General features: G+C 64.0%; 16 protein-coding genes and 1 pseudogene. 8 read left to right on the top strand and 9 right to left on the bottom strand.

Going from position 1 to position 19,223, the window contains the following annotated elements; all coding sequences use genetic code 11:
* Positions 1–14 precede the first annotated feature (14 nt).
* On the bottom strand, positions 15–578 hold the full coding sequence (locus J2X35_RS14115; protein ID WP_056112505.1) for a peroxidase-related enzyme: 564 nt from the start codon (positions 576–578) through the stop codon (positions 15–17).
* Positions 579–738: 160 nt separating this feature from the next.
* Here J2X35_RS14115 and J2X35_RS14110 point away from each other — a divergent pair, with 160 nt between their 5' ends.
* The 3 genes from J2X35_RS14110 (at position 739) to J2X35_RS14100 (ending at position 7,908) form a co-directional block, all read left to right on the top strand.
* Positions 739–5,547: an NAD-glutamate dehydrogenase gene (locus tag J2X35_RS14110; RefSeq protein WP_310186423.1), complete on the top strand. Its 4,809-nt coding sequence runs from the start codon at positions 739–741 to the stop codon at positions 5,545–5,547.
* A gap of 143 nt (positions 5,548–5,690) precedes the next feature.
* Complete coding sequence (locus J2X35_RS14105; protein WP_310186420.1) at positions 5,691–6,140, top strand: hypothetical protein; 450 nt, start codon at positions 5,691–5,693, stop codon at positions 6,138–6,140.
* A 385-nt stretch (positions 6,141–6,525) separates the two neighbouring features.
* Positions 6,526–7,908: an MFS transporter gene (locus tag J2X35_RS14100; RefSeq protein WP_310186417.1), complete on the top strand. Its 1,383-nt coding sequence runs from the start codon at positions 6,526–6,528 to the stop codon at positions 7,906–7,908.
* Between the two features lie 15 nt (positions 7,909–7,923).
* On the opposite strand, the gene purH is transcribed toward J2X35_RS14100, so the two are convergent.
* The 4 genes from purH to htpX all read right to left on the bottom strand — a co-directional run bounded on the left by purH (position 7,924) and on the right by htpX (position 13,981).
* Positions 7,924–9,540 (bottom strand): bifunctional phosphoribosylaminoimidazolecarboxamide formyltransferase/IMP cyclohydrolase, encoded by a 1,617-nt coding sequence (purH, locus tag J2X35_RS14095; protein WP_310186415.1) that lies wholly within the window; start codon positions 9,538–9,540, stop codon positions 7,924–7,926.
* 83 nt (positions 9,541–9,623) lie between these two features.
* A complete protein-coding gene (locus J2X35_RS14090; protein WP_310186413.1) occupies positions 9,624–11,336 on the bottom strand; it encodes a heparinase II/III family protein in 1,713 nt (570 codons plus the stop codon).
* A 113-nt stretch (positions 11,337–11,449) separates the two neighbouring features.
* Positions 11,450–12,808, bottom strand: a complete 1,359-nt coding sequence (locus tag J2X35_RS14085) for an RsmB/NOP family class I SAM-dependent RNA methyltransferase (protein WP_405023227.1) — start codon at positions 12,806–12,808, stop codon at positions 11,450–11,452.
* A 129-nt stretch (positions 12,809–12,937) separates the two neighbouring features.
* Entirely contained in the window at positions 12,938–13,981 is a 1,044-nt protein-coding gene (gene htpX, locus J2X35_RS14080) for a zinc metalloprotease HtpX (RefSeq protein ID WP_310186410.1), read from the bottom strand.
* Between the two features lie 93 nt (positions 13,982–14,074).
* On the opposite strand from htpX, the gene J2X35_RS14075 reads away from it, so the two are divergent.
* Together J2X35_RS14075 and J2X35_RS14070 are read left to right on the top strand one after the other, a co-directional pair.
* The gene (locus J2X35_RS14075) at positions 14,075–14,293 is read left to right on the top strand and encodes a DUF1674 domain-containing protein (protein ID WP_056116106.1); all 219 of its coding nucleotides are present in this window, start codon (positions 14,075–14,077) and stop codon (positions 14,291–14,293) included.
* Positions 14,294–14,390: 97 nt separating this feature from the next.
* Positions 14,391–15,260, top strand: a complete 870-nt coding sequence (locus J2X35_RS14070; protein ID WP_310186406.1) for a transglutaminase family protein — start codon at positions 14,391–14,393, stop codon at positions 15,258–15,260.
* Between the two features lie 284 nt (positions 15,261–15,544).
* Here the strand turns inward: J2X35_RS14070 and J2X35_RS14065 are convergent, their stop codons facing one another.
* Complete coding sequence (locus J2X35_RS14065; RefSeq protein WP_310186403.1) at positions 15,545–16,174, bottom strand: TetR/AcrR family transcriptional regulator; 630 nt, start codon at positions 16,172–16,174, stop codon at positions 15,545–15,547.
* Positions 16,175–16,340: 166 nt separating this feature from the next.
* Between J2X35_RS14065 and J2X35_RS14060 the strand changes: the two genes are divergently transcribed.
* Positions 16,341–16,820: an anthrone oxygenase family protein gene (locus J2X35_RS14060; RefSeq protein ID WP_310186401.1), complete on the top strand. Its 480-nt coding sequence runs from the start codon at positions 16,341–16,343 to the stop codon at positions 16,818–16,820.
* 47 nt (positions 16,821–16,867) lie between these two features.
* Positions 16,868–17,029: a hypothetical protein gene (locus J2X35_RS14055; RefSeq protein WP_164481585.1), complete on the top strand. Its 162-nt coding sequence runs from the start codon at positions 16,868–16,870 to the stop codon at positions 17,027–17,029.
* Positions 17,030–17,038: 9 nt separating this feature from the next.
* On the opposite strand, the gene J2X35_RS14050 is transcribed toward J2X35_RS14055, so the two are convergent.
* The 3 genes from J2X35_RS14050 to J2X35_RS14040 form a co-directional block, all read right to left on the bottom strand.
* Positions 17,039–17,332, bottom strand: coding sequence for a SelT/SelW/SelH family protein (locus J2X35_RS14050; protein WP_310186398.1), 294 nt, complete (start codon positions 17,330–17,332; stop codon positions 17,039–17,041).
* Positions 17,329–18,078: a YebC/PmpR family DNA-binding transcriptional regulator gene (locus J2X35_RS14045; RefSeq protein WP_056112535.1), complete on the bottom strand. Its 750-nt coding sequence runs from the start codon at positions 18,076–18,078 to the stop codon at positions 17,329–17,331. Before J2X35_RS14045 ends, J2X35_RS14050 begins: the two co-directional genes overlap by 4 nt.
* A gap of 265 nt (positions 18,079–18,343) precedes the next feature.
* Positions 18,344–18,676: a metalloregulator ArsR/SmtB family transcription factor gene (locus J2X35_RS14040; protein WP_310186394.1), complete on the bottom strand. Its 333-nt coding sequence runs from the start codon at positions 18,674–18,676 to the stop codon at positions 18,344–18,346.
* A 51-nt stretch (positions 18,677–18,727) separates the two neighbouring features.
* Here J2X35_RS14040 and J2X35_RS14035 point away from each other — a divergent pair.
* Positions 18,728–19,209: pseudogene (locus J2X35_RS14035) on the top strand (SRPBCC domain-containing protein).
* Positions 19,210–19,223 lie beyond the last annotated feature (14 nt).

The raw sequence follows: 19,223 nt of genomic DNA, 5'->3' as shown, positions 1-19,223 counted from the left end.
GCCGGCGGCTGAAGCTAACGCGCCATGGCGTGATAGTCGTCGTTCGGCCGCATATCGACGGCTGCCGCCACCCGGTTCGACATGTTGAAGAACGCGGCGGTCGAAGCAATGTCCCAGATATCGCGGTCCGAGAAGCCGGCCTTGCGCAGCGCGGCTCGGTCTGCTTCGACGATCTTGGCTGGCTCTTCCGTAAGCTTCACCGCGAATTCAAGCATGGCGTTTTGCCGGTCGGACAGATCGGCTGCCCGGAAGTTCATCACCATCATCTCGCCCAGCGACGGATCGCCGGACAATTGCCGCACCGCCGCGCCATGCGCGGTCAGGCAGTAATAGCAATGATTGATCGACGAAACGGCGACCGCGATCATCTCGCGTTCCAGCTTGCTGAGCCCTGATTCGCCCAGCATCAGATCATTGTACATGTCGGTAAACGCGCGTAGCTTCTTGTCGTCGAACGCATAGGCCATCAGCACGTTGGGCACGAGACCGAGCTTTTCTTCGCATTTGGCGAAATACGCCTTGGTCGCCTCGCTCAGCTCGATTTTTCCCAACTCGAGGGCAGTTACCGTCTTGGCCATCGCTTTCTCCTCATCTTTCGGTGGCATCCGTTCCAATTTAATCGTTATTTTTGTTATCCAGCCGTCAAACCTTTGTCGCTAAATTCGGTTCACATGGTAATATCGTCGCAAAATTGCGCCGCGTCGCAAAAAGTATATGACGGGAGGAAAGTTCGTCACCATGGCCAGCCTGAAGTCCGTTGCCAAAACGAAAATGGCAGCATCCGATAAAGCCAATATGAAAAGACAGTCGGTAAAATCGGCCTCGGGGGGCTCCCTCGCCGAATATCTTCTCAGCCGGGCGCCGGCGGAAGATGTCGCGGCCTACGATGCAGCCGATCTCGAGCGCGCCGCCGATCTCGCCGGACAGGCCGTTTCCCGGCACAAGAGAGGCCAGAGCGTTATCGCTGTTGAGGCCGATTCGGGCGTGAACCGGCAGGGCCGGCCGGTGACCGTCGTCACTGTCGTCAATGACAACATGCCCTTCCTCTTCGATTCCATTCTGGGCGAGATCACCGACAGCGCCGGCGAACCGACCCTGGTGGCGCACCCGGTCATCCTCGTCCGGCATGGAAAATCCGGCGTCGATGAAATCCTCGGCGAGGCCGGCAACAACAAGAACGAAGCCTCCCACGACAGGCTGAGCGTCGTCCACGCCCATATTCCTCGATTGACCGAGGAGCAGGCGGCCGACCTGGCGGACCGGCTCGAAAAGGTGCTGAACCAGGTCCGTTACGCGGTCGCCGACTGGAAACCCATGCTGGCCAGGATCGACCAGGCGATCTCCGAATTCCGCCATGCTCCCGTGCCTCTGGAAAAGAAGAACGTCGCCGAGGCCATCGCCTTTCTGGAATGGCTGCGCGACGACAACTTCACCTTCCTCGGCATGCGCGAGTTCAAATATATCGGCGGCGAGACCAGCGGCACGCTGGAGCGCGCTGAAACGCCTGGTCTTGGGATTCTGTCCGATCCAGACATTCTGGTGCTGCGGCGCGGCACCGAAGCCGTGACGACAACGCCGGAGATCCGCGCCTTCCTGCACGGTCCGGAAGCCCTGATCGTCACCAAGGCCAACGCCAAATCGTCGGTCCATCGGCGCATTTATCTCGATTACATCGGCGTCAAGACGTACACGGAGAAAGGCGCCTTGTCCGGTGAGTTGCGCATCGTCGGCCTGTTCACCTCGACCGCCTACACACGCTCGGTCCTGAAGATCCCCTATCTGCGCTCGAAAGCGGAGACGGTGATCGCCAAATCCGGCCTCAATCCGGCCGACCATTCCGGCAAGGCGCTGATCAACGTGCTGGAAAGCTATCCGCGCGACGAGTTGTTCCAGATACCGGTCCCGGTGCTGCGCAAACACGCCGAAGCCATTCTCGGCCTGGTCGAGCGTCCGCGTGTCCGCGCCTTGGTGCGCGTCGATCAGTTCGACCGGTTCGTGTCCGTCCTCGTCTTCGTACCGCGCGACCGCTACGACAGCGCCGTGCGTGAAAAGGTCGGCATTTATCTGAAGACCGTCTTCGAGGGGCGTGTCTCCGCCTATTATCCCGCCTTCCCGGAAGGCGGCCTGGCGCGCGTTCATTTCATCATCGGACGTTCCGGCGGCAAGACCCCCAAGGTCGAGCAATCGACAATCGAGAAAGCTGTCCGCGATATCGTGCGCACCTGGGACGATTCGCTGGCCGAGGCGGAGGACGCCAACGGCGCGAACGCCGAGGCGCGGGCGATCGCCGCGCGCTTCCCGCAAGGATACCGCGACAATTTCACCGCCGCCGAAGCCCTGATCGATGCCGGCCGCATCGCTCAGCTCAGCGCCGAGAACACCATCGCCATCGACTACTACCGCCATGCCGACCAGCAGCCGCAGCAGGCGGCCCTCAAGATTTATCATTATGGCTGCCCGGTCGCGCTGTCGCGGCGTGTGCCGGTGCTGGAAAACATCGGCTTCCGCGTCATCAGCGAACGCACCTTCGAGATCGGCGAGGATGGCTCCGAAAAGATCTTCGTCCATGACATGGAGCTGGAAAACGCCTACGGGCAGCCGATCGACCTGACAGATGGCGGACGTCTGTTCGAGGATGCTTTCCTCGCTGTCTGGCGCGGCGATGCTGACAATGACGGCTATAATGGCCTTGCCCAGACAGCCGGTCTATGGTCCAGCGAAATCATGGTGCTGCGCGCCTATGGGCGCTATCTGCAGCAGGCCGGCATTCCGCAAAGCCAGGATTTCATCGCCGCCGCGCTGAACCGTTACCCCGACATCGCACGCGGGCTTCATGCCCTGTTCGTGGCCCGCTTCGGGCCGGGTGCCGAGGGCGAAGGCGCCGTCACCGCCAAGCATCTGAGGGCCAAGATCAAGGACGCGCTGGAAGACGTCCCCAACATCGACGACGACACCATCATCCGCCGATATCTCAATCTGATCGAAGCTTCGCTCAGGACCAATCATTTCGTCGACGGCAAGAAGGAGCGCGGCCAGTCGCTGGCGATCAAGCTCGACTCACGGTCGGTCGAGGGTTTGCCGGAGCCACGGCCATGGCGGGAGATTTTCGTCTACGGCTCCGAGGTCGAGGGCGTTCATCTGCGCTTCGGCCCGGTGGCGCGCGGCGGCCTGCGCTGGTCGGACCGCGCCCAGGACTACCGCACGGAAGTCCTTGGGCTGGTCAAGGCGCAGCAGGTCAAGAATGCCGTCATCGTGCCGGTCGGCGCCAAGGGCGGATTTTATCCCAAGCTCCTGCCGGTCGGCGGCAGCCGTGACGAGGTTTTCGAAGCCGGTCGGTCGGCTTATGTGAACTTTGTCTCGAGCCTGCTTTCCATCACCGACAACATCGGCGTCGACCATATCATCCCGCCCGAAGGCGTGGTGCGGCTCGATCAGGACGATCCCTATTTCGTCGTCGCCGCCGACAAGGGTACGGCCACCTTCTCCGACACCGCCAACGCCATCAGCCAGGCGCACGACTTCTGGCTCGATGACGCCTTCGCCTCCGGCGGCTCGGCCGGCTACGACCACAAGAAGATGGGCATCACCGCCAAGGGGGCCTGGGAGGCGGTCAAGCGGCACTTCCGCGAGATGAACCGCGACATCCAGACCTCGCCCTTCACCTGCGTCGGCGTCGGCGACATGTCAGGCGACGTCTTCGGCAACGGCATGATGCTGTCCGACCAGACATTGCTCATAGCCGCCTTCGACCACCGCGACATCTTCATCGACCCGAATCCCGACCCGGCCGCCACCATGGCCGAGCGCAAGCGGCTGTTCGACCTGCCGCGCTCGAGCTGGCAGGACTATGACAAGTCGAAGCTCTCGGAAGGCGGCATCATCGTCTCGCGCGCGCAGAAATCGATCACGCTTTCGACCGCCGCGGCTGAAGCCATCGGCTTGGGCAAGACCGTCGCCACGCCGGTCGAGATCATGAGCGCCATCCTCAAGGCGCCGGTCGACCTTCTGTGGTTCGGCGGCATCGGCACCTATGTGAAGGCATCCGCCGAAACGAACCAGGACGCCGGCGACCGCGCCAACGACGCCATCCGCGTCAATGCCGTGGAAGTCGGCGCCAAGGTGATCGGCGAAGGCGCCAACCTTGGCGTTACCCAGCGCGCCCGCATCGAGTTCGGCCTTGCCGGCGGCCGTTGCAATTCCGACGCCATCGACAATTCAGGCGGCGTCAATTGCTCCGACGTCGAGGTCAACATCAAGATTGCGCTGGCCTCGGCCATGCGCAAGGGCGATCTCACCCGGCCCGCCCGCAACAAGCTCCTCGCCGACATGACCGACGAGGTCAGCCGGCTTGTGCTTGCCAACAATTACGAGCAGACGCTGGCCCTGTCGGTCGTGCGCAAGCGCGGCCTTGCCGATCTCGCCCACCAGGGCCGGTTCATGGCTGCGTTGGAAACGCGCGGCCTGCTCGACCGCAGCGTCGAGAACCTGCCGTCCGCCACCGTCCTGGCCGAGCGTGAAACGCGCGGCGAGCCTTTGACGCGGGCCGAACTCGGCGTCCTCCTCGCCTACGCCAAGATCGTTCTCTTCTCCGATATCGTCGCCTCCGACGTGCCGGACGATCCGCATTTCGACCGCGACCTGATGGGATATTTCCCCAACCGGATGGCGAAGAAATTCTCTGGCGAAATCCACGGCCACCGGCTGCGGCGCGAGATCATCGCTCGCGTCGTCGCCAACGATCTGGTCAATCGCGGCGGCCCGTCCTTCGTTAACCGGCTGCAGGAGACGACCGGCGGCACGGCTGCCGACGTGGTGCGGATCTTCGCCCTCATCCGCGACGGCTTCTCGCTGCCGGAGCTTTATGCGGAGATCGATGCGCTCGACAACAAGATCGACGGTCAGGTCCAGCTCGACCTCTACCAGATCGTCGGCCGCCTCATCTATATGACCAGCAGTTGGCATCTCAAGAACGATGTCAGCACCGCGCCGCTCGGCGAGCGCATCGTTGCCCTGGTCGAGGCCCGCAAGGCGCTCGAACCCAAGCTGATGTCGCTGTTGCCACCCTTCTCCCGCGAGCGGATCGAGGCGCGCCGAGAGGAACTGTTCAAGGCCGGCGCTCCTGAAAAGCTGGCCCAGCGTCTGGCGTTGACCGACGTTGCCCAGCTTGTGCCCGACATCGCGCTGGCGGCCCGCCAGTCGAATGCCGATATCGTTTCGGCAGCGAAATCGTTCTTCGCCGTAAGCGAGGCGTTCCGCATTCCGCGCATCGAGGAAGCGGCTCGCTCCATCACCCCATCCGACTACTACGACCAGCTTGCGCTGGCGCGCGCCACCGACACCATCGGCGCCGCGCGCCGTGGCATGACCGTGGCGGCTCTGACAGGTTATGGCAAAACGCCGGACCCCGTCGCAGCATGGCTGGAGGCGGGTGGCGAACGTATTGCGCGCATACTGGAGCGGCTTCAGGCCTTGACCGAAGGCGGCGACATCACCGTGTCGCGGCTCTCGGTTGCATCGGGGCTGATGAGCGACCTGACAGCGGTGTGAGTGCGTGTAAGCCGCAGCGGCAGCGTTGAATCTTGCCTTCCCCCTTGCGGGAGAAGGCAAGAGCGCCACGGCTCCACAACAGATAAATCCGTCCACGTCCGCAAAACCGCATCCATACTTTGCTGCCCGAAGCGGAGGACAGGATGGAAGGCTGGGACAGGAACGCGAACCGGGACCGCGATGTGCTGGAGCGCATCGTGGCGCTGCTGTTCGCGCTCGCCGTTCTGGCCGAGCAGGCATCGAGCCGGTCGTGGTTCGTGCGCCGCCGCGTCCTGGCGATTTTAAGTCCCGCCGAGGAAGCCGCGTTTCGCTGCCTCGCCGATGCGGCGCGCGGGTTCGGCGCGCCCGTTCCCGCCAGGGCGATCGTCGCCGCCGGCCAATGGATGGCCGCCACCGGTGATGAGGACGGGCCCGACGACGCCGTGCGCCTTGCGATGCGTTTGCGGGCGGTTGCCGCCGCGCTGGCGCTGTGTCTCCTCTCGGCGAGGCGGTTCGCGCCGGCCGATGCGAGCGGAGCACGGGCGCAGCGGCGCAAGCCGGCCATGCGGATGGACCGTCCGGCAGCGGCAATGCCCACTCCCGACACATCGTGAAGCCAGCCGCCTCGCCGTCCACGCACGACATGCTGCGCGGCGGCCGTTTCCAGATCGCGGCGGACCTGCCGCATCTTCCATGACAATGGCCAGACGGGCGAAAACCCGGGCGTGGCGAGGATGACGCGTGTCAGCGCTTTACCCTCCCCCTTGTGGGGAGGTCGCGCCGCAGGCGCGGGTGGGGTGGATCAACGAAGGTGTGGAGCACCCAACCCCGCGGGCGTTATTCCTCCGCTGCGAGAGGCAAGTGCCGAACGAAGCGACCCGGGGTGGACCGTTTTCGTGATGGAGGGAAGGCAAAAGGCATGGTGCGAAGGCGCTGGCCAAGTTTGCCAAAACATGCAGACATGGCGCGAAGCCGCGAACAGGGCGGCGTGGAGGGATGATGACCGACCTGACCGTGCAGCCCGCCACCCCGCGGCGTGGCATCTGGGGATGGATGCTGTTCGACTGGGCGGCGCAGCCCTTCTTTACCGTCGTCACAACCTTCATCTTCGGTCCTTATTTCGTCTCGCGCATGGCGAGCGACCCCGCCATGGGTCAGGCGGCCTGGGGCTACGGCATCGCCGCCGCCGGCTTCGTCATCGCCATCCTGTCGCCCATCCTCGGCTCGATCGCCGACCAGACCGGCCCGCGCAAGCCGTGGATCGCCTTCTTCGCCACGATCAAGATCGTCAGCCTGTTCATGCTGTGGTTCGCCGCGCCCGGCTCGAACCTGTTCTTTGTCGTGTTCTTCTTCTCGCTCGCTTCGGTGGCGGCTGAATTCTCGACCGTCTTCAACGATTCGATGATGCCGCGCCTGGTGCCGAAGGACGACATCGGCAGGGTCTCGAACGTCGCATGGGGCCTCGGCTATCTCGGCGGCATGATCGCGCTGATTTTCGTCATCGCGCTGATGGCCGGGTCGCCCGAGACCGGCAAGACGATCATCGGCGTCGATCCGATCTTCGGGCTGGACCCGAAACTGGGCGAGGATGCGCGCGCCACCGGCCCGCTCTCGGCCCTGTGGTATTTCGTCTTCATCCTGCCGATGTTCTTCTTCACGCCGGACGCGATCAAGGGCGTGCCGATCGGACCGGCCGTGCGCGCCGGTCTGTCCGAATTGAAAAGGACGCTCGGCGAGGTGCGCAGGCGCAAGGGCATATTCCGCTTCCTCGTCTCGCGCATGATCTACCAGGACGGCGTCAACGCCCTGCTGGCGCTGGGCGGCGCCTTCGCGGCGGCCATGTTCGGCTGGTCGATCACCGAGATCGGCATCTTCGGCATCATCCTCAACGTCGTCGCCATCGTCGGCTGCCTGGTCGCCAGCCGGCTGGACACCAGCCTCGGCTCAAAAACGGTGGTGATGATCTGCCTCGTGTTGCTGTCCATCGCCACCGTCGGCATCGTATCGACCGGCCCTGGCTTCACGCTGTTCGGCGTGCTTCAGCTTTCGCCCGCCGATTCCGGCGGCTTGTTCGGCACGGCGGCGGAGAAAGCCTACATCCTTTACGGCCTGCTGATCGGCGTCGCCTTCGGGCCGGTTCAGGCCTCTTCGCGGTCCTATATGGCGCGCAGCGTCACCGCCGCGGAATCTGGCCGCTATTTCGGCATCTATGCGCTGGCCGGGCGGGCGACGAGCTTTGCCGCGCCGTTCCTTGTGGCGACCGTCACCGCGGTCAGTGCTTCGCCTCGGATGGGCATGGCGGTCATCATCCTGTTCCTCGCCGGCGGCCTGTGGATTCTCGCCGGCACACCGTATCCAGCGGATACGGCGGAGGAGCGGTAGGCGCGTACCGCCGTTTCAATGCCGGAAATGGCGCACGCCGGTGAACACCATGGCGATGCCGTGTTCGTCCGCCGCCTCGATGACGATCTTGTCGTTGACCGAGCCGCCCGGCTGGATGACCGCCGTGGCTCCCGCCTCGATCGCCGCCAGCAGGCCGTCCGGGAATGGGAAGAAGGCGTCCGAAGCGACGACCGAGCCCTTCGTCAAAGGTTCCGCCAGGCCAGCGGCCTCCGCCGCGTCCAGCGCCTTGCGCGCAGCGATGCGCGACGAGTCCACCCGGCTCATCTGGCCGGCGCCGATCCCGACCGTCGCCAAGTCCTTGACGTAGACAATAGCGTTCGACTTCACATGCTTGGTCACCCGGAAGGCGAATTTCAGGTCGGCCAGCTCGGCTTCCGTCGGCGCCCGCTTCGTCACCACTTTCAGGTCGAGATCATCGACGACCGAATTGTCGCGGCCCTGCACCAGCAAGCCGCCGGCCACCGACTTCACCGTCTGCGCCGCCGCGCGCGGGTCCGGCAATCCGCCGGCGATCAGAAGGCGCAGATTCTTTTTCGCCGCGACGATGCGCGCCGCCTCTTCGGAAGCCTCCGGCGCGATGATGACTTCGGTGAAGGTCTTGACGATTTCCTCGGCCGCCTCGGCGTCGAGCGCCCGGTTCAGCGCGACGATTCCGCCGAAGGCCGACGTCGGGTCGCAGGCGAGCGCCTTGAGATAGGCCTCCCTCAGCGTAGCGCCTTCGGCAACGCCGCACGGATTGGCATGCTTGATGATTGCCACCGCCGCTGATTTTTCCGGATCGAACTCGCCAGCCAGTTCGAAGGCGGCGTCGGTATCGTTGATGTTGTTGTAGGAAAGCTGCTTGCCCTGGACCTGCCGCGCCGTGGCGACGCCGGGCCGCTTCTCGCCGGTGACGTAGAATCCGGCCGACTGATGCGGATTTTCGCCGTAGCGCATGACGCTTTCGAGCCTGCCGCCGAAAGCCCGCCATGCCGGATGCTCGATCTCCAGCGTCTCGGCGAACCACTCGGAGATCGCCGCGTCATAGGCCGCTGTCCGCGCGAACGCTTTTGCCGCCAGCTTCTTGCGGAAATCCAGCGACAGGCTTCCCGTATTCATCTCCAGTGCGTTGAGCACCGCGCCATAATCGTCCGGATCGGTGACGATGGCGACATAGGCGTGGTTCTTGGCCGAGGCCCGCACCATCGCCGGTCCGCCGATGTCGATGTTCTCGACGGTCGCCGCATAGCCGGCGCCGGAGCGGCGTACCTCTTCGAACGGGTAGAGATTGACGACGACGAGATCGATCGGCTCGATGTGGTGCTGGCGCATCGCGGCCGCGTGTTCGGGATCGTCGCGTACGCCCAGCAGCGCGCCATGTACCGATGGGTGCAGCGTTTTGACCCGCCCGTCCATGATTTCGGGAAAGCCGGTAATGTCCGAGACGTCGCGCACCGCCAGCCCCGCCTCGGCGATCGCCTTTGAGGTGCCGCCGGTCGAGATCAGCTCGACACCGGCCTTTGCAAGCGCCCGGGCGAACTCGACCAGTCCGTTCTTGTCGGACACCGAAAGCAGCGCCCGGCGCAGCGGCACAAGATCAGGCGCTGGAATGTTCTTGGAGGCAACGGCCATGGCGGGCTCTTTCGCTGGCTGGAAATGGAAGGCCGGGGCCTAACATACGAGCGCGGGAAATCAAGCTTTGACCGCACTTTCGGTCAGCCGCTTGCAACCTCCACCCGCGCCAGATGCCAATGCACTTCCGCCAACTCCGACGCCTTGAAGGACAGCACGATCTGGCGGCTGCGGCGCGGCCCGCCGAGCGCCGCGAAATAAATCGATTCCTCGACCTCGGCCGTGCATTCGGCGCAGGCAAAGACCCATGTGTCGGCGCACTCGGCCTTCAGCACGAGACGCTCGCGATCGTCGCGGAACAGGCCGATATCGGGATGGATGTGAAACCTGATCGCCACGCCATCGCGGCCATTGTTGCGGATCGGCTCGCCATTCGGCCTGAAGAACCGGTCGCGGCCGGCCAGCACATTTCCCTGTTCGGAGAGCGCCAGTTCGCGCTCATGGACGATCCCGAAGCGCTGCACATAGCCGTCATGGCTGGCGATGAAGCCCTGGTTGCCGCGCTGGTCTCGCCGCTCGCAAGGCACGTTTCTGGGTCCACTGATCAGCGGCGTGCCGATCAGGTCGCCGACCCGCGCCGAATGGCTGAACCTCGCCGAAGACGTATCGTTGAGCACGGCTGTCGAATGGGCGGCGGTGGCGCGGGCCAATGGCCGGAATTCGGCGACGCCGAAATTGTCCATGCCCGCATTGACGATGAAATGCTGCCGGCCGGACGAAAGCTCGAAGGAAAGGCATCCAGCATGAGCCGCGCTGGATACGTCCATCGGCGGCGACGGCCCGGTGTCGGCGATGACGGTGACGCCGCCCATCGAAAGCCGCTCATAGCCCGAATAGGGCGCGTGAAGCAGCGGCGCGCCAACCGTATCGTCATGCCGCAAGACCGCGGCGATGCGGTCGTGGATCGTCGCGCCCATGCCGTTGAAGCGCGCCAGGCTGCCATCCTGGTGGCGGAAGAAACGCAGCGCCGGCAGCATTCGGTCGATCGCCCCCATCAGCGCCGCCGGCGGAGCCTCCGCCTGGTTGGCGTAAGTCTGGCGCAAGGGCAGAAGGTCGGCGAGGATTTCGAGAACCGCCAGAGGATTTCTTGATATGTGCCCGCCATCCGGCAGGATCTGGCTGTCGAGTTCCTCGGCCAGATTGCGGGTCGCCGCCCGCAGCGCCGAGGCAGGCGCCGGCAGCGACAAGGCGGCGAAGGCAAGGGCCACGCGCGCCCGCAGCCGGTCCCGGCCGTCCGGCAGTTCCCGCGTCACCGAACGCAGGTAACGGATCTGCACGGCGAGCGATTTCAGGAAGGCGCGATAAAATGGAAATTCCGAGCCCTGGAGCACGACGGAGGAATGCTGCAGCCATGCGATGACGCGCTTGGCGGCCGTACCGGGGTCCCAGGCCGGTCCCGATATCTGGCCGCCATAGAGCGCGATCCAGTCCGACACCAGCGCCCGCGCATTGGCGGCGGCGAGTTCGGTGCCGGCGGCGCGCATGTGCCGCAGCCAACGAAAGCCATGCAACGATTTTTGCCAGCCACGGCTGGGCACGGCCACCTGGAACGGCGATTGTCCGCCGGTCTCCACCAGATGGCCGGAGAACGGATAACGGCCATAGTAGATTTCCAGCGCGATCTGCGGGTCCGCAAGCCGGAGATCGGGCGGCGCGATCAGGACGCGTTCCGGCGTGCGGCCGGAATACCGCCAGCGATAAGCAGGTCCCGCGCGCAGCCGTCTGCGCGACTTGTACCAGAATGCCTTTGCGATAAGCACCCAAAGTCGCGGCGTATCACCGTCGGCGATTGCCAAAATTCCTCCTGAATGTCCCGTCCCTGGGGATGCCGAGCGTATCTGATTCAAGTCGGGGGCGAAAAAGAAATCCGCCGGGGCGATGGCAGCCAGTGAGGCTGACCACAGGATTGTTAGCCGGTCCGCCTCATGCGGGCGGCGAAGAAGCCGTCGAGGCCGGAAAGCCCCGGTGATCCGAGGTCGAGCATGGCCGGCGTGGTACGCAGCATGCCATGCGGCGTGAGGAACGCTTCGAGGCCCGTCATCTCCTCCGTGCGAATCGGATCGTTCGTAACCTCGGGATGCGCCTTCAGAAATTCCGCATAGAGCTCTTCGCCCTCGAGCGGATCGAGCGAGCAGTTCGAAAAAACGATGCGACCGCCCGGCTTCACCAAAGCGATGGCATGGGCAAGCATGCGCGCCTGCACGGCCGCGAGTTTTTCGATGTCGGCCGGCGTCTTGGTCCACGGCACGTCGGGATGCCGCCTCACCGTGCCGGTCGAGGAGCAAGGCGCATCGAGAAGCACAACGTCGAAGAGCTGCTGCGGGCGATAGTCGGCAAGGTCCGCCTGCACGAGATCGGCGGACATTCCGAGACGCTGCAAATTCTGCTCCAGCCGGGCCAGCCGGTTCCTCGATTTCTCGACCGCGGTGACCTGCGCGCCGGCAAGAATGATCTGAGCCGTCTTGCCGCCGGGCGCGGCGCACAGGTCGGCGACCCGCAGGCTCCGCACGTCGCCCAGAAGCCGCGCCGGCAGGCTGGCAGCCGCATCCTGCACCCACCACCCTCCCTCGGAAAAGCCGGGCAGTTCGGTAACCGGCTGCGCCAGTTTCTCGACCCGGACCGAGCCGGTCGGCACGACGATGCCACCCAGTTTCTCCGCCCACCCGACCGGGTCCGACTTGACGGTGAAATCCACCGGCGCTTCGTGGCGATGCGCTTCCAGAATCCGCTTTGCCGTCTCACGTCCATAGGAGGCCGCAAGCCGTTCGGAAAACCACGCAGGCGAATCTTCCGTCGCGGCCAGCGCCTGCGGCAGTTCGGTTTCCTTCACTCGTCCCAGCGTGCGCAAAACGCCATTGACCAAGGCCGCGAAACGCAAGGTGCGCGGGTCCGACTTGGCATGGGTGACCGCGAGATCGACCGCTGCGCTGTCGGGCACATCGAGAAAGAGAAGCTGGGCCGCGGCGACATGCAGGATATGCGACAGCACCGTGGCGTTCTGCGGCAGCGGCTTTTCCAGCCGGCGGGCGAGCAGCGCGGCGATCGTCATGCGATGGCGCAGCGCCGTCGCCAGGATGGCGCGCACCAGCGCCCGGTCACGCGGCTCGAGAGCGCGATATTGCGGATGCCCGCCTTCATTGTCGGTCAGCCCGTCGAGCGGTGTATGCGCGTCGATCACCGCGGCGAGCAGACGCGCCGCGGCCATCCGAGCAGCCAGGCCGGGAACGGAGTCCGTGTTTCCGTGAAAGGGCGTTTTACTTTGCTTCATGCCGCCGCAATCACATGGGTGACGGCGAATGTCGAGGAGATTGCGCGTCCCCACCCCTAACACTTCCCACGAGGGGGAGGAGAATCCGGACGCAACGCCGCTAACGCAGATGCACAAACCTGCCGGAAATTACGACCACCGGCCTTTCGGCCCGGTCGGGTTACGGCCCCACGGATTGGGCTTCGGCGGCTCCGGCGCAGCCTCTTCCGGAGCGTCCGAAGCCGTACCCCATGGTCCCTGCCGCGCGGCCTCATCTTGGGAAGGAACGGCAGACTGACGCGGCCGCTGGCGCGCCGTCTCGGGCGTCGTTTCCGGCGCACGCCCACCGCCCATCTCTTCCGCCAATGCCTGTAGCGCGGCGATGCGGTTTTCCGTCGCGGGGTGGGTGGAGAACAGCGAATCCATGCGCTCGCCGTGCAACGGATTGATGATGAACAGATGCGCGGTTGCCGGATTGCGCTCGGCATCCGGATTGCGGATTTGCTCGGCGCTGCTGGCGATCTTGGCGAGCGCCGAAGCCAGCCCTAGAGGTTGACCGGTGATCTCGGCGCCACGCCGGTCGGCCGCATATTCGCGTGTGCGGCTCACCGCCATCTGCACGATCATCGCAGCGAAAGGCGCGACGATCATCGCCACCAGCACGCCGACGAAACCGAGCGGATTGTTGTTGTCGCGGCTGCCGCCGAGGAAGAAGGCGAAATTGCCGAGCATCGAGATGGCGCCCGCCATCGTCGCAACGATGGTCATGGTCAGCGTGTCGCGATGCTGGATGTGGGCGAGTTCATGGGCCATCACGCCGGCAGCCTCTTCATAGGTCAGGCGCTGCAGCAGTCCAGTGGTGGCGGCGACCGCCGCGTTTTCGGGGTTGCGTCCGGTGGCAAAGGCGTTCGGCTGCGGGTTGTCGATCAGGTAGACGCGCGGCATCGGTAGCCCGGCGCGCGCCGACATGTCCCGCACGATGCCGTAATATTCCGGCGCGCTCCTTTCATCCACTTCCACCGCATGGTTCATCGACAGGACCATCTTGTCGGCGTTCCAGTAGCTGAAAAGATTGGTGCCTGCGGCGATGACCAGGGCGATGATCATGCCGCCTGAGCCGCCGAGCAAAAAACCGACGCCCATGAACAGGGCCGTCATGACGGCCAGAAGCATGGCGGTGCGCATTGTATTCATCGTCTGCTCCCATGCGGCCGAGGCTCGATCCGTGCGCCGCGCTCCGCTATATGATGGGAAGGAATGTTTTTCTTTTCAATCCGGGACCAGCGCATGACCAGCGAAACGGGCAAGACGGCACCACCGGCAAACAGCGGCGCGAAGAAAAAACTGACACCGGCCGCCAGCCGCGCCCTGGCGGAAGCGGAAGCGCGCCGCGAGACATACAGAGCCAGGGAAGCCGCCCTTCCCAGGGAAATCGGGGGCCGCGGCGGCAAGGAGCCGGGTCGTTACGGCGATTGGGAAGTGAAGGGCCTCACCAGCGATTTCTGAAGGGAATCGCGTTACGGACGGCTGCAAACATGTGAAGGAACCAAGCGGGCATCGCCGCATTGTGGCAGAAGTTCCACCCAATGCAGCGAGGTACGCGATGCTGATCCGGCTCGGTTACGAGATCGCCATAGAGTGCGCGCAGGAGACCCCGGTGATTTCCTTGCTGGAAATCCATCAGGATCGGCAAGCCGATATCAAGCGGCAGACCAAGGTCCTCACCTCGCCGAACGTGCGGTCCAGCGTCTACATGGATCGCTATGGAAATACATGCCGCCGCTTTCTGGCGCCGGCCGGCCGCGTCCGAATCCTCTATGACGCCGAAATCGAGGACAGCGGCCTGCCCGACGAAGTCAACACGCTGGCCCGCGAGACGCCGGTTCAGGATTTGCCGGACGATGTGCTGGGCTATCTCCTCGGCAGCCGTTACTGCGAAACCGATCATCTCAGCGGCAAGGCCTGGGAGCTTTTCGGCCATCTGCCGCCAGGTTGGGCGCGCGTCCAGGCGATCGTCGACTATGTCCACAACCGGCTGTCCTTCGGCTACGGGTATGCGCGAGCAACGCGCACCGCCGCCCAGGCGAACGATGAAAGGGTCGGCGTCTGCCGCGACTTCGCTCATCTGGCGATCACGCTGTGCCGCTGCATGAACATTCCCGCCCGTTACGTAAACGGCTATCTTGGCGATATCGGTGTGCCTGCCAATCCGTCGCCGATGGATTTTTCCGCCTGGATGGAGGTCTGGCTGGACGGCAAATGGTACACATTCGATGCGCGCCACAACACGCCGCGTATCGGACGGGTTGTTATCGCGCGCGGCCGCGATGCCACCGACGTGCCGCTGCTGCACACCTTCGGACCGCACAGGCTGGAACTGTTCAAGGTGTGGACGCACGAGCAGGAGGGTCGTCGCTTCAATCCGCCCCGGCATGCCGTGGACCGCACTGCGGACGCGCGGATGCTGGCCTGACCTTCATCCTGTAAAGCTCAAACGAAAAGGCCGCCGCTTCTTCCGAAGCAGGCGGCCTTCCCGTGTCTTCGTCCAGTGCGCGACCGCTGGCGTCAGCCTAATGCCGCCTGCCGCGCGGGCCGTCACTTAACGGAGAGGCTGCTCTCCGCAAAGGCGATCCGCCGGAACCACGCTCTGGAAAACGAAATCACTCGACATCGGATCACCTCCTTTCGTTCGTTGAACACGCAACCAATGTGGGGCCACATCCGCATGAGTGCAAGGGCGGAAATTTCGACGCCGCGTCACCGGCTTCCCTGACAGATCGCCGCCAATTCCCTTGCCGCCATGCGTTTGTAAGCGGCGACAAGCCGGTCGCCTTCCTCACGGTCCACGGATATGGCCAGCCGCATCGTGGCTTCGCCCATCTGCCATATCAGCAGCGTCGCAGCGTCAAGTTCCTTCTGCTCCACCTCAGGGCAAAACCGTTTCAGCACGGAATTCAGCAAATGCGCGTTCGCCCGGCTGTCGGCCAGTTCCAGTGTACGCAGCGCCTTGTCCGCCTGTGTGCCGGACCAGATGTCGCGCATGACAGGCTCGGCCAGGAACAGCGCATAGTAAGTATCGACCAGAGCGAGGAACGACCGTTCGAGGTCCGTCGGATTGTCCACCGCACCCAGCGCCTCGGCGATGCAGGCGTGGCTCTCGACTGCGTAGCGCTCAGCCAATGCCCGGATGATCCCGCTCTTGTCCGGAAAGAACTGGTAGAGCGAGCCGATCGAAACGCCGGCTCTTTCGGCCACCTCGCCCATGCGCAGCGCATCGCTGCCGTTTTCGGCAATGAGCGCGGAGGCGGCAGCCAGCATGCGTTCCACCCGCTCGCGGCTGCGGCGCTGGGTTGGCTCACGCCGCACCGCCGAACTGTCCCGCGCCATCGGTCTTTCCTGTCCGCTTTCCATGACCATCCCGCAAGATTCTGCTTGACGTTGAAAATATGAGAATCTATCACGTTTAGCAAATGTGAGGATTTATCATGTTCGAGGAAGTGAACACGATGACTGACAAAACCATCCTCACGCGCAGCCTTTGGGAGAAACGAGCATGACCGGCCTGATATTTTCTGCTTTGACACTTGCCGCGATCCTCGGCAGCGGGCTGATGGCCGGATTGTTTTTCGCCTTTTCGACCGCGGTGATGGCGGCCCTTGCCCGCCTGCCTGCGGGTCAGGGCGCCACCGCGATGAACACCATCAACGTGGTGATCCAGAACCCGGTATTTCTTGCGGTCTTCATGGGCACGGCGCTCGTCTGCGCGGCGCTCGCCGTCAAGGCTGTCCTCGGCTGGAGCCAGCCGGGATCTCTCTGGCTTCTTGCCGGCGGCCTGTTCTATCTCGTCGGCATATTCGGCATCACCGTCGTGTTCAACGTTCCGCTCAACGATGCACTGGCCGCCGTCGATCCGGCAAGCAGCGAGGGGACGGCGCTGTGGACACGCTATCTGGACGAATGGGTTTTCTGGAACCATGCCCGCACGGTCGGCGGCATCGTCTCGCTGGCATCTTTCTGGCTGGCCGGACGTTGAACCGATCAAAGCTGGCCTACTGTCCGGCCGCCACAGGGAGTCCGATCATGAAGGATCAATATTCGAATATGGCAATGGGCATGGCTGTCGGCGTCGCGCTAGGCTCAGCCTTTGGTGTCGTTCTTGAAAACATGGCCGTCGGCATTGGCGCGGGAATTGCGCTGGGCGCAGGCCTTGGCGCCGCCTATGGAAGCTGGAAGGGCCGCTGACGGCCAGGCCTATTCAGGTTTGCGGTCGGCATGGCCAAGGTCGCGGCCGGGATCGACGATGTCCCGGACCAGCTGCTTGAGCCGCGCCGCATCGGGAAAACCGCCGTCGCGTTTGCGTTCCCAGATCAGCTCGTCGTTGCAGCTGATGGTGAAGATGCCGCCCGTGCCGGGGACCAGCGCCACCTCGCCCAGTTCCGGACCGAAGGTCGACAGAAGCTCCTGCGCCATCCAGCCGGCGCGCAGCAGCCACATGCATTGCGTGCAATAGGTGATGACGATGCGCGGCTTGGCGGCTTCGCTCATGCGGCGGAAAGCTTCGCCAGCGTTTCCTCATCGACCTCGAAATTGGCATAGACGTTCTGCACGTCGTCATCGTCCTCGAGCGTCGCGACCAGCTTCATCAGCGACTGCGCACGTTCTTCATCGACCGGCACGTTGTTCTGCGGCTGCCAGATCGTCTTGACGGATTCAGCCTCGCCGAGCGAGGCTTCAAGCGCCTTCGACACCTCGCCCAGATCCTCGAAGGCACAGTAGACCGTGTGCCCCTCTTCGTCGGTTTCGACATCCTCGGCCCCGGCGTCGATTGCCGCTTCCATAAGCTTGTCCGCGTCGCCTGCCGAAGCTGGATAATAGATCTCGCCCTTGCGGTCCCACATGAACGACACCGAACCGGTTTCGCCGAGTGCGCCGCCGGCCTTGGTGAAGGCGGCGCGGACATTCGAAGCCGAGCGGTTGCGGTTGTCGGTCAGGGCCTCGACGATCAGCGCAACGCCACCCGGACCATAGCCCTCATAGCGGACTTCCTCATAGTTCTCGGCATCGCCGCCGGACGCCTTGTTGATGGCGCGCTGGATGTTGTCCTTCGGCATCGACTCGGCCTTGGCGTTCTGGATCGCCAGACGCAGCCGCGGGTTCATCGCCGGATCGGGCATGCCCTGCTTGGCGGCGACGGTGATCTCGCGCGCCAGCTTGGAGAATATCTTCGACCGCACCGCGTCCTGGCGGCCCTTGCGGTGCATGATGTTCTTGAACTGAGAATGGCCAGCCATGGAAACCCTGTCGTGTTCAAATTTTCGGATTTGGCCGGCTTATAGATAAATCGCCTTGGCCCGTCCAGACGCCGCCCTTTTTGCGGCTCGCGAAATCGTGACTCCGTCGCGGAGGCGCAGGCGGCCATAGTCGCCATGGCGGTCGTCTTCCGCGGCTGCCTCGGGGAAAGCACATGCCGTTTGAGCGCCTGGTCGTCGTGGTTTTCTGCCGGCCTTTCGCCGTTCCGGCAGGGGCGCAGCAGGTGGCTCCGCCGTCCACGGGCGTCTAGACCGCTCCCCCCTCGAGATCCTGCTTCAGCCTGTCCAGTATGCTGACCGCATGAGAAGCGTATTCGCTGATCCAGCGGTCATGAATCTGCTTGATCGGCAAAGCATCGAGATGGTTCCAGCGCTCGCGTCCCTCGCGCCTCACGACGACCAGCCCTGCCTCCTGCAACACCTTGAGATGCAGCATCACCGTGCAGCGGTCCATGTCGGAAAAGGTGTCGCACAGGGCGCCGGTCGTCTTCGGGCCTTCCTTCAGTTCATCCAGAATGAGGCGCCGGCGCACATGCGCCAGCGCCTTGAAAATGGGGTCATCCTTGGCCTCACTTGACATGTTATAAATCTATAACATATCATGGTTTCAATCAAGGAAGGAGCTGTGGATATGTCCATCGGGATCAAGGTTTCGGGCCGTATCGGCAGGCCGGCTGCCGAGGTTTTCGACGCCGTCGTCAATCCGAAGAAGCTCTCCGGCTATTTCACCACCATCAACGGCGCCAGCGCGCCGCTGGTCGCCGGCACTACGGTGACCTGGTGGGGCTCGGTACCGGTCGAGGTCGACGAGGTTGTGCCGCGGAAGCGCATCGTGCTGCGCTGGGACGCGCTCGGAGACGACGGAAAACCGGCCTACAAGACGCTGATCGAGATGGATTTCGAGGCGCTGGATGACGGAGGCACCCTGGTCACCATCGCCGAGAGCGGCTGGCGCGAGGATGAGACCGGCCGCAAGAATTCATATCTCAACTGTGAAGGCTGGTCGCAATGCTTGCCTGCATGAAGGCCTATGTCGAATACGGCATCAATCTGCGCGAGGGCTACTTCCGCTCCGAGATGCGGGGCGAAAAAGCCAGCCCCGACAACCGCTGATAACCGAGAGGCTC

Source organism: Mesorhizobium sp. BE184 (genome assembly GCF_031457045.1).
GTDB lineage: Bacteria > Pseudomonadota > Alphaproteobacteria > Rhizobiales > Rhizobiaceae > Mesorhizobium.
Note: the sequence above shows the minus strand (reverse complement) of the source record. Positions and strands in the feature narration are given on the sequence as shown.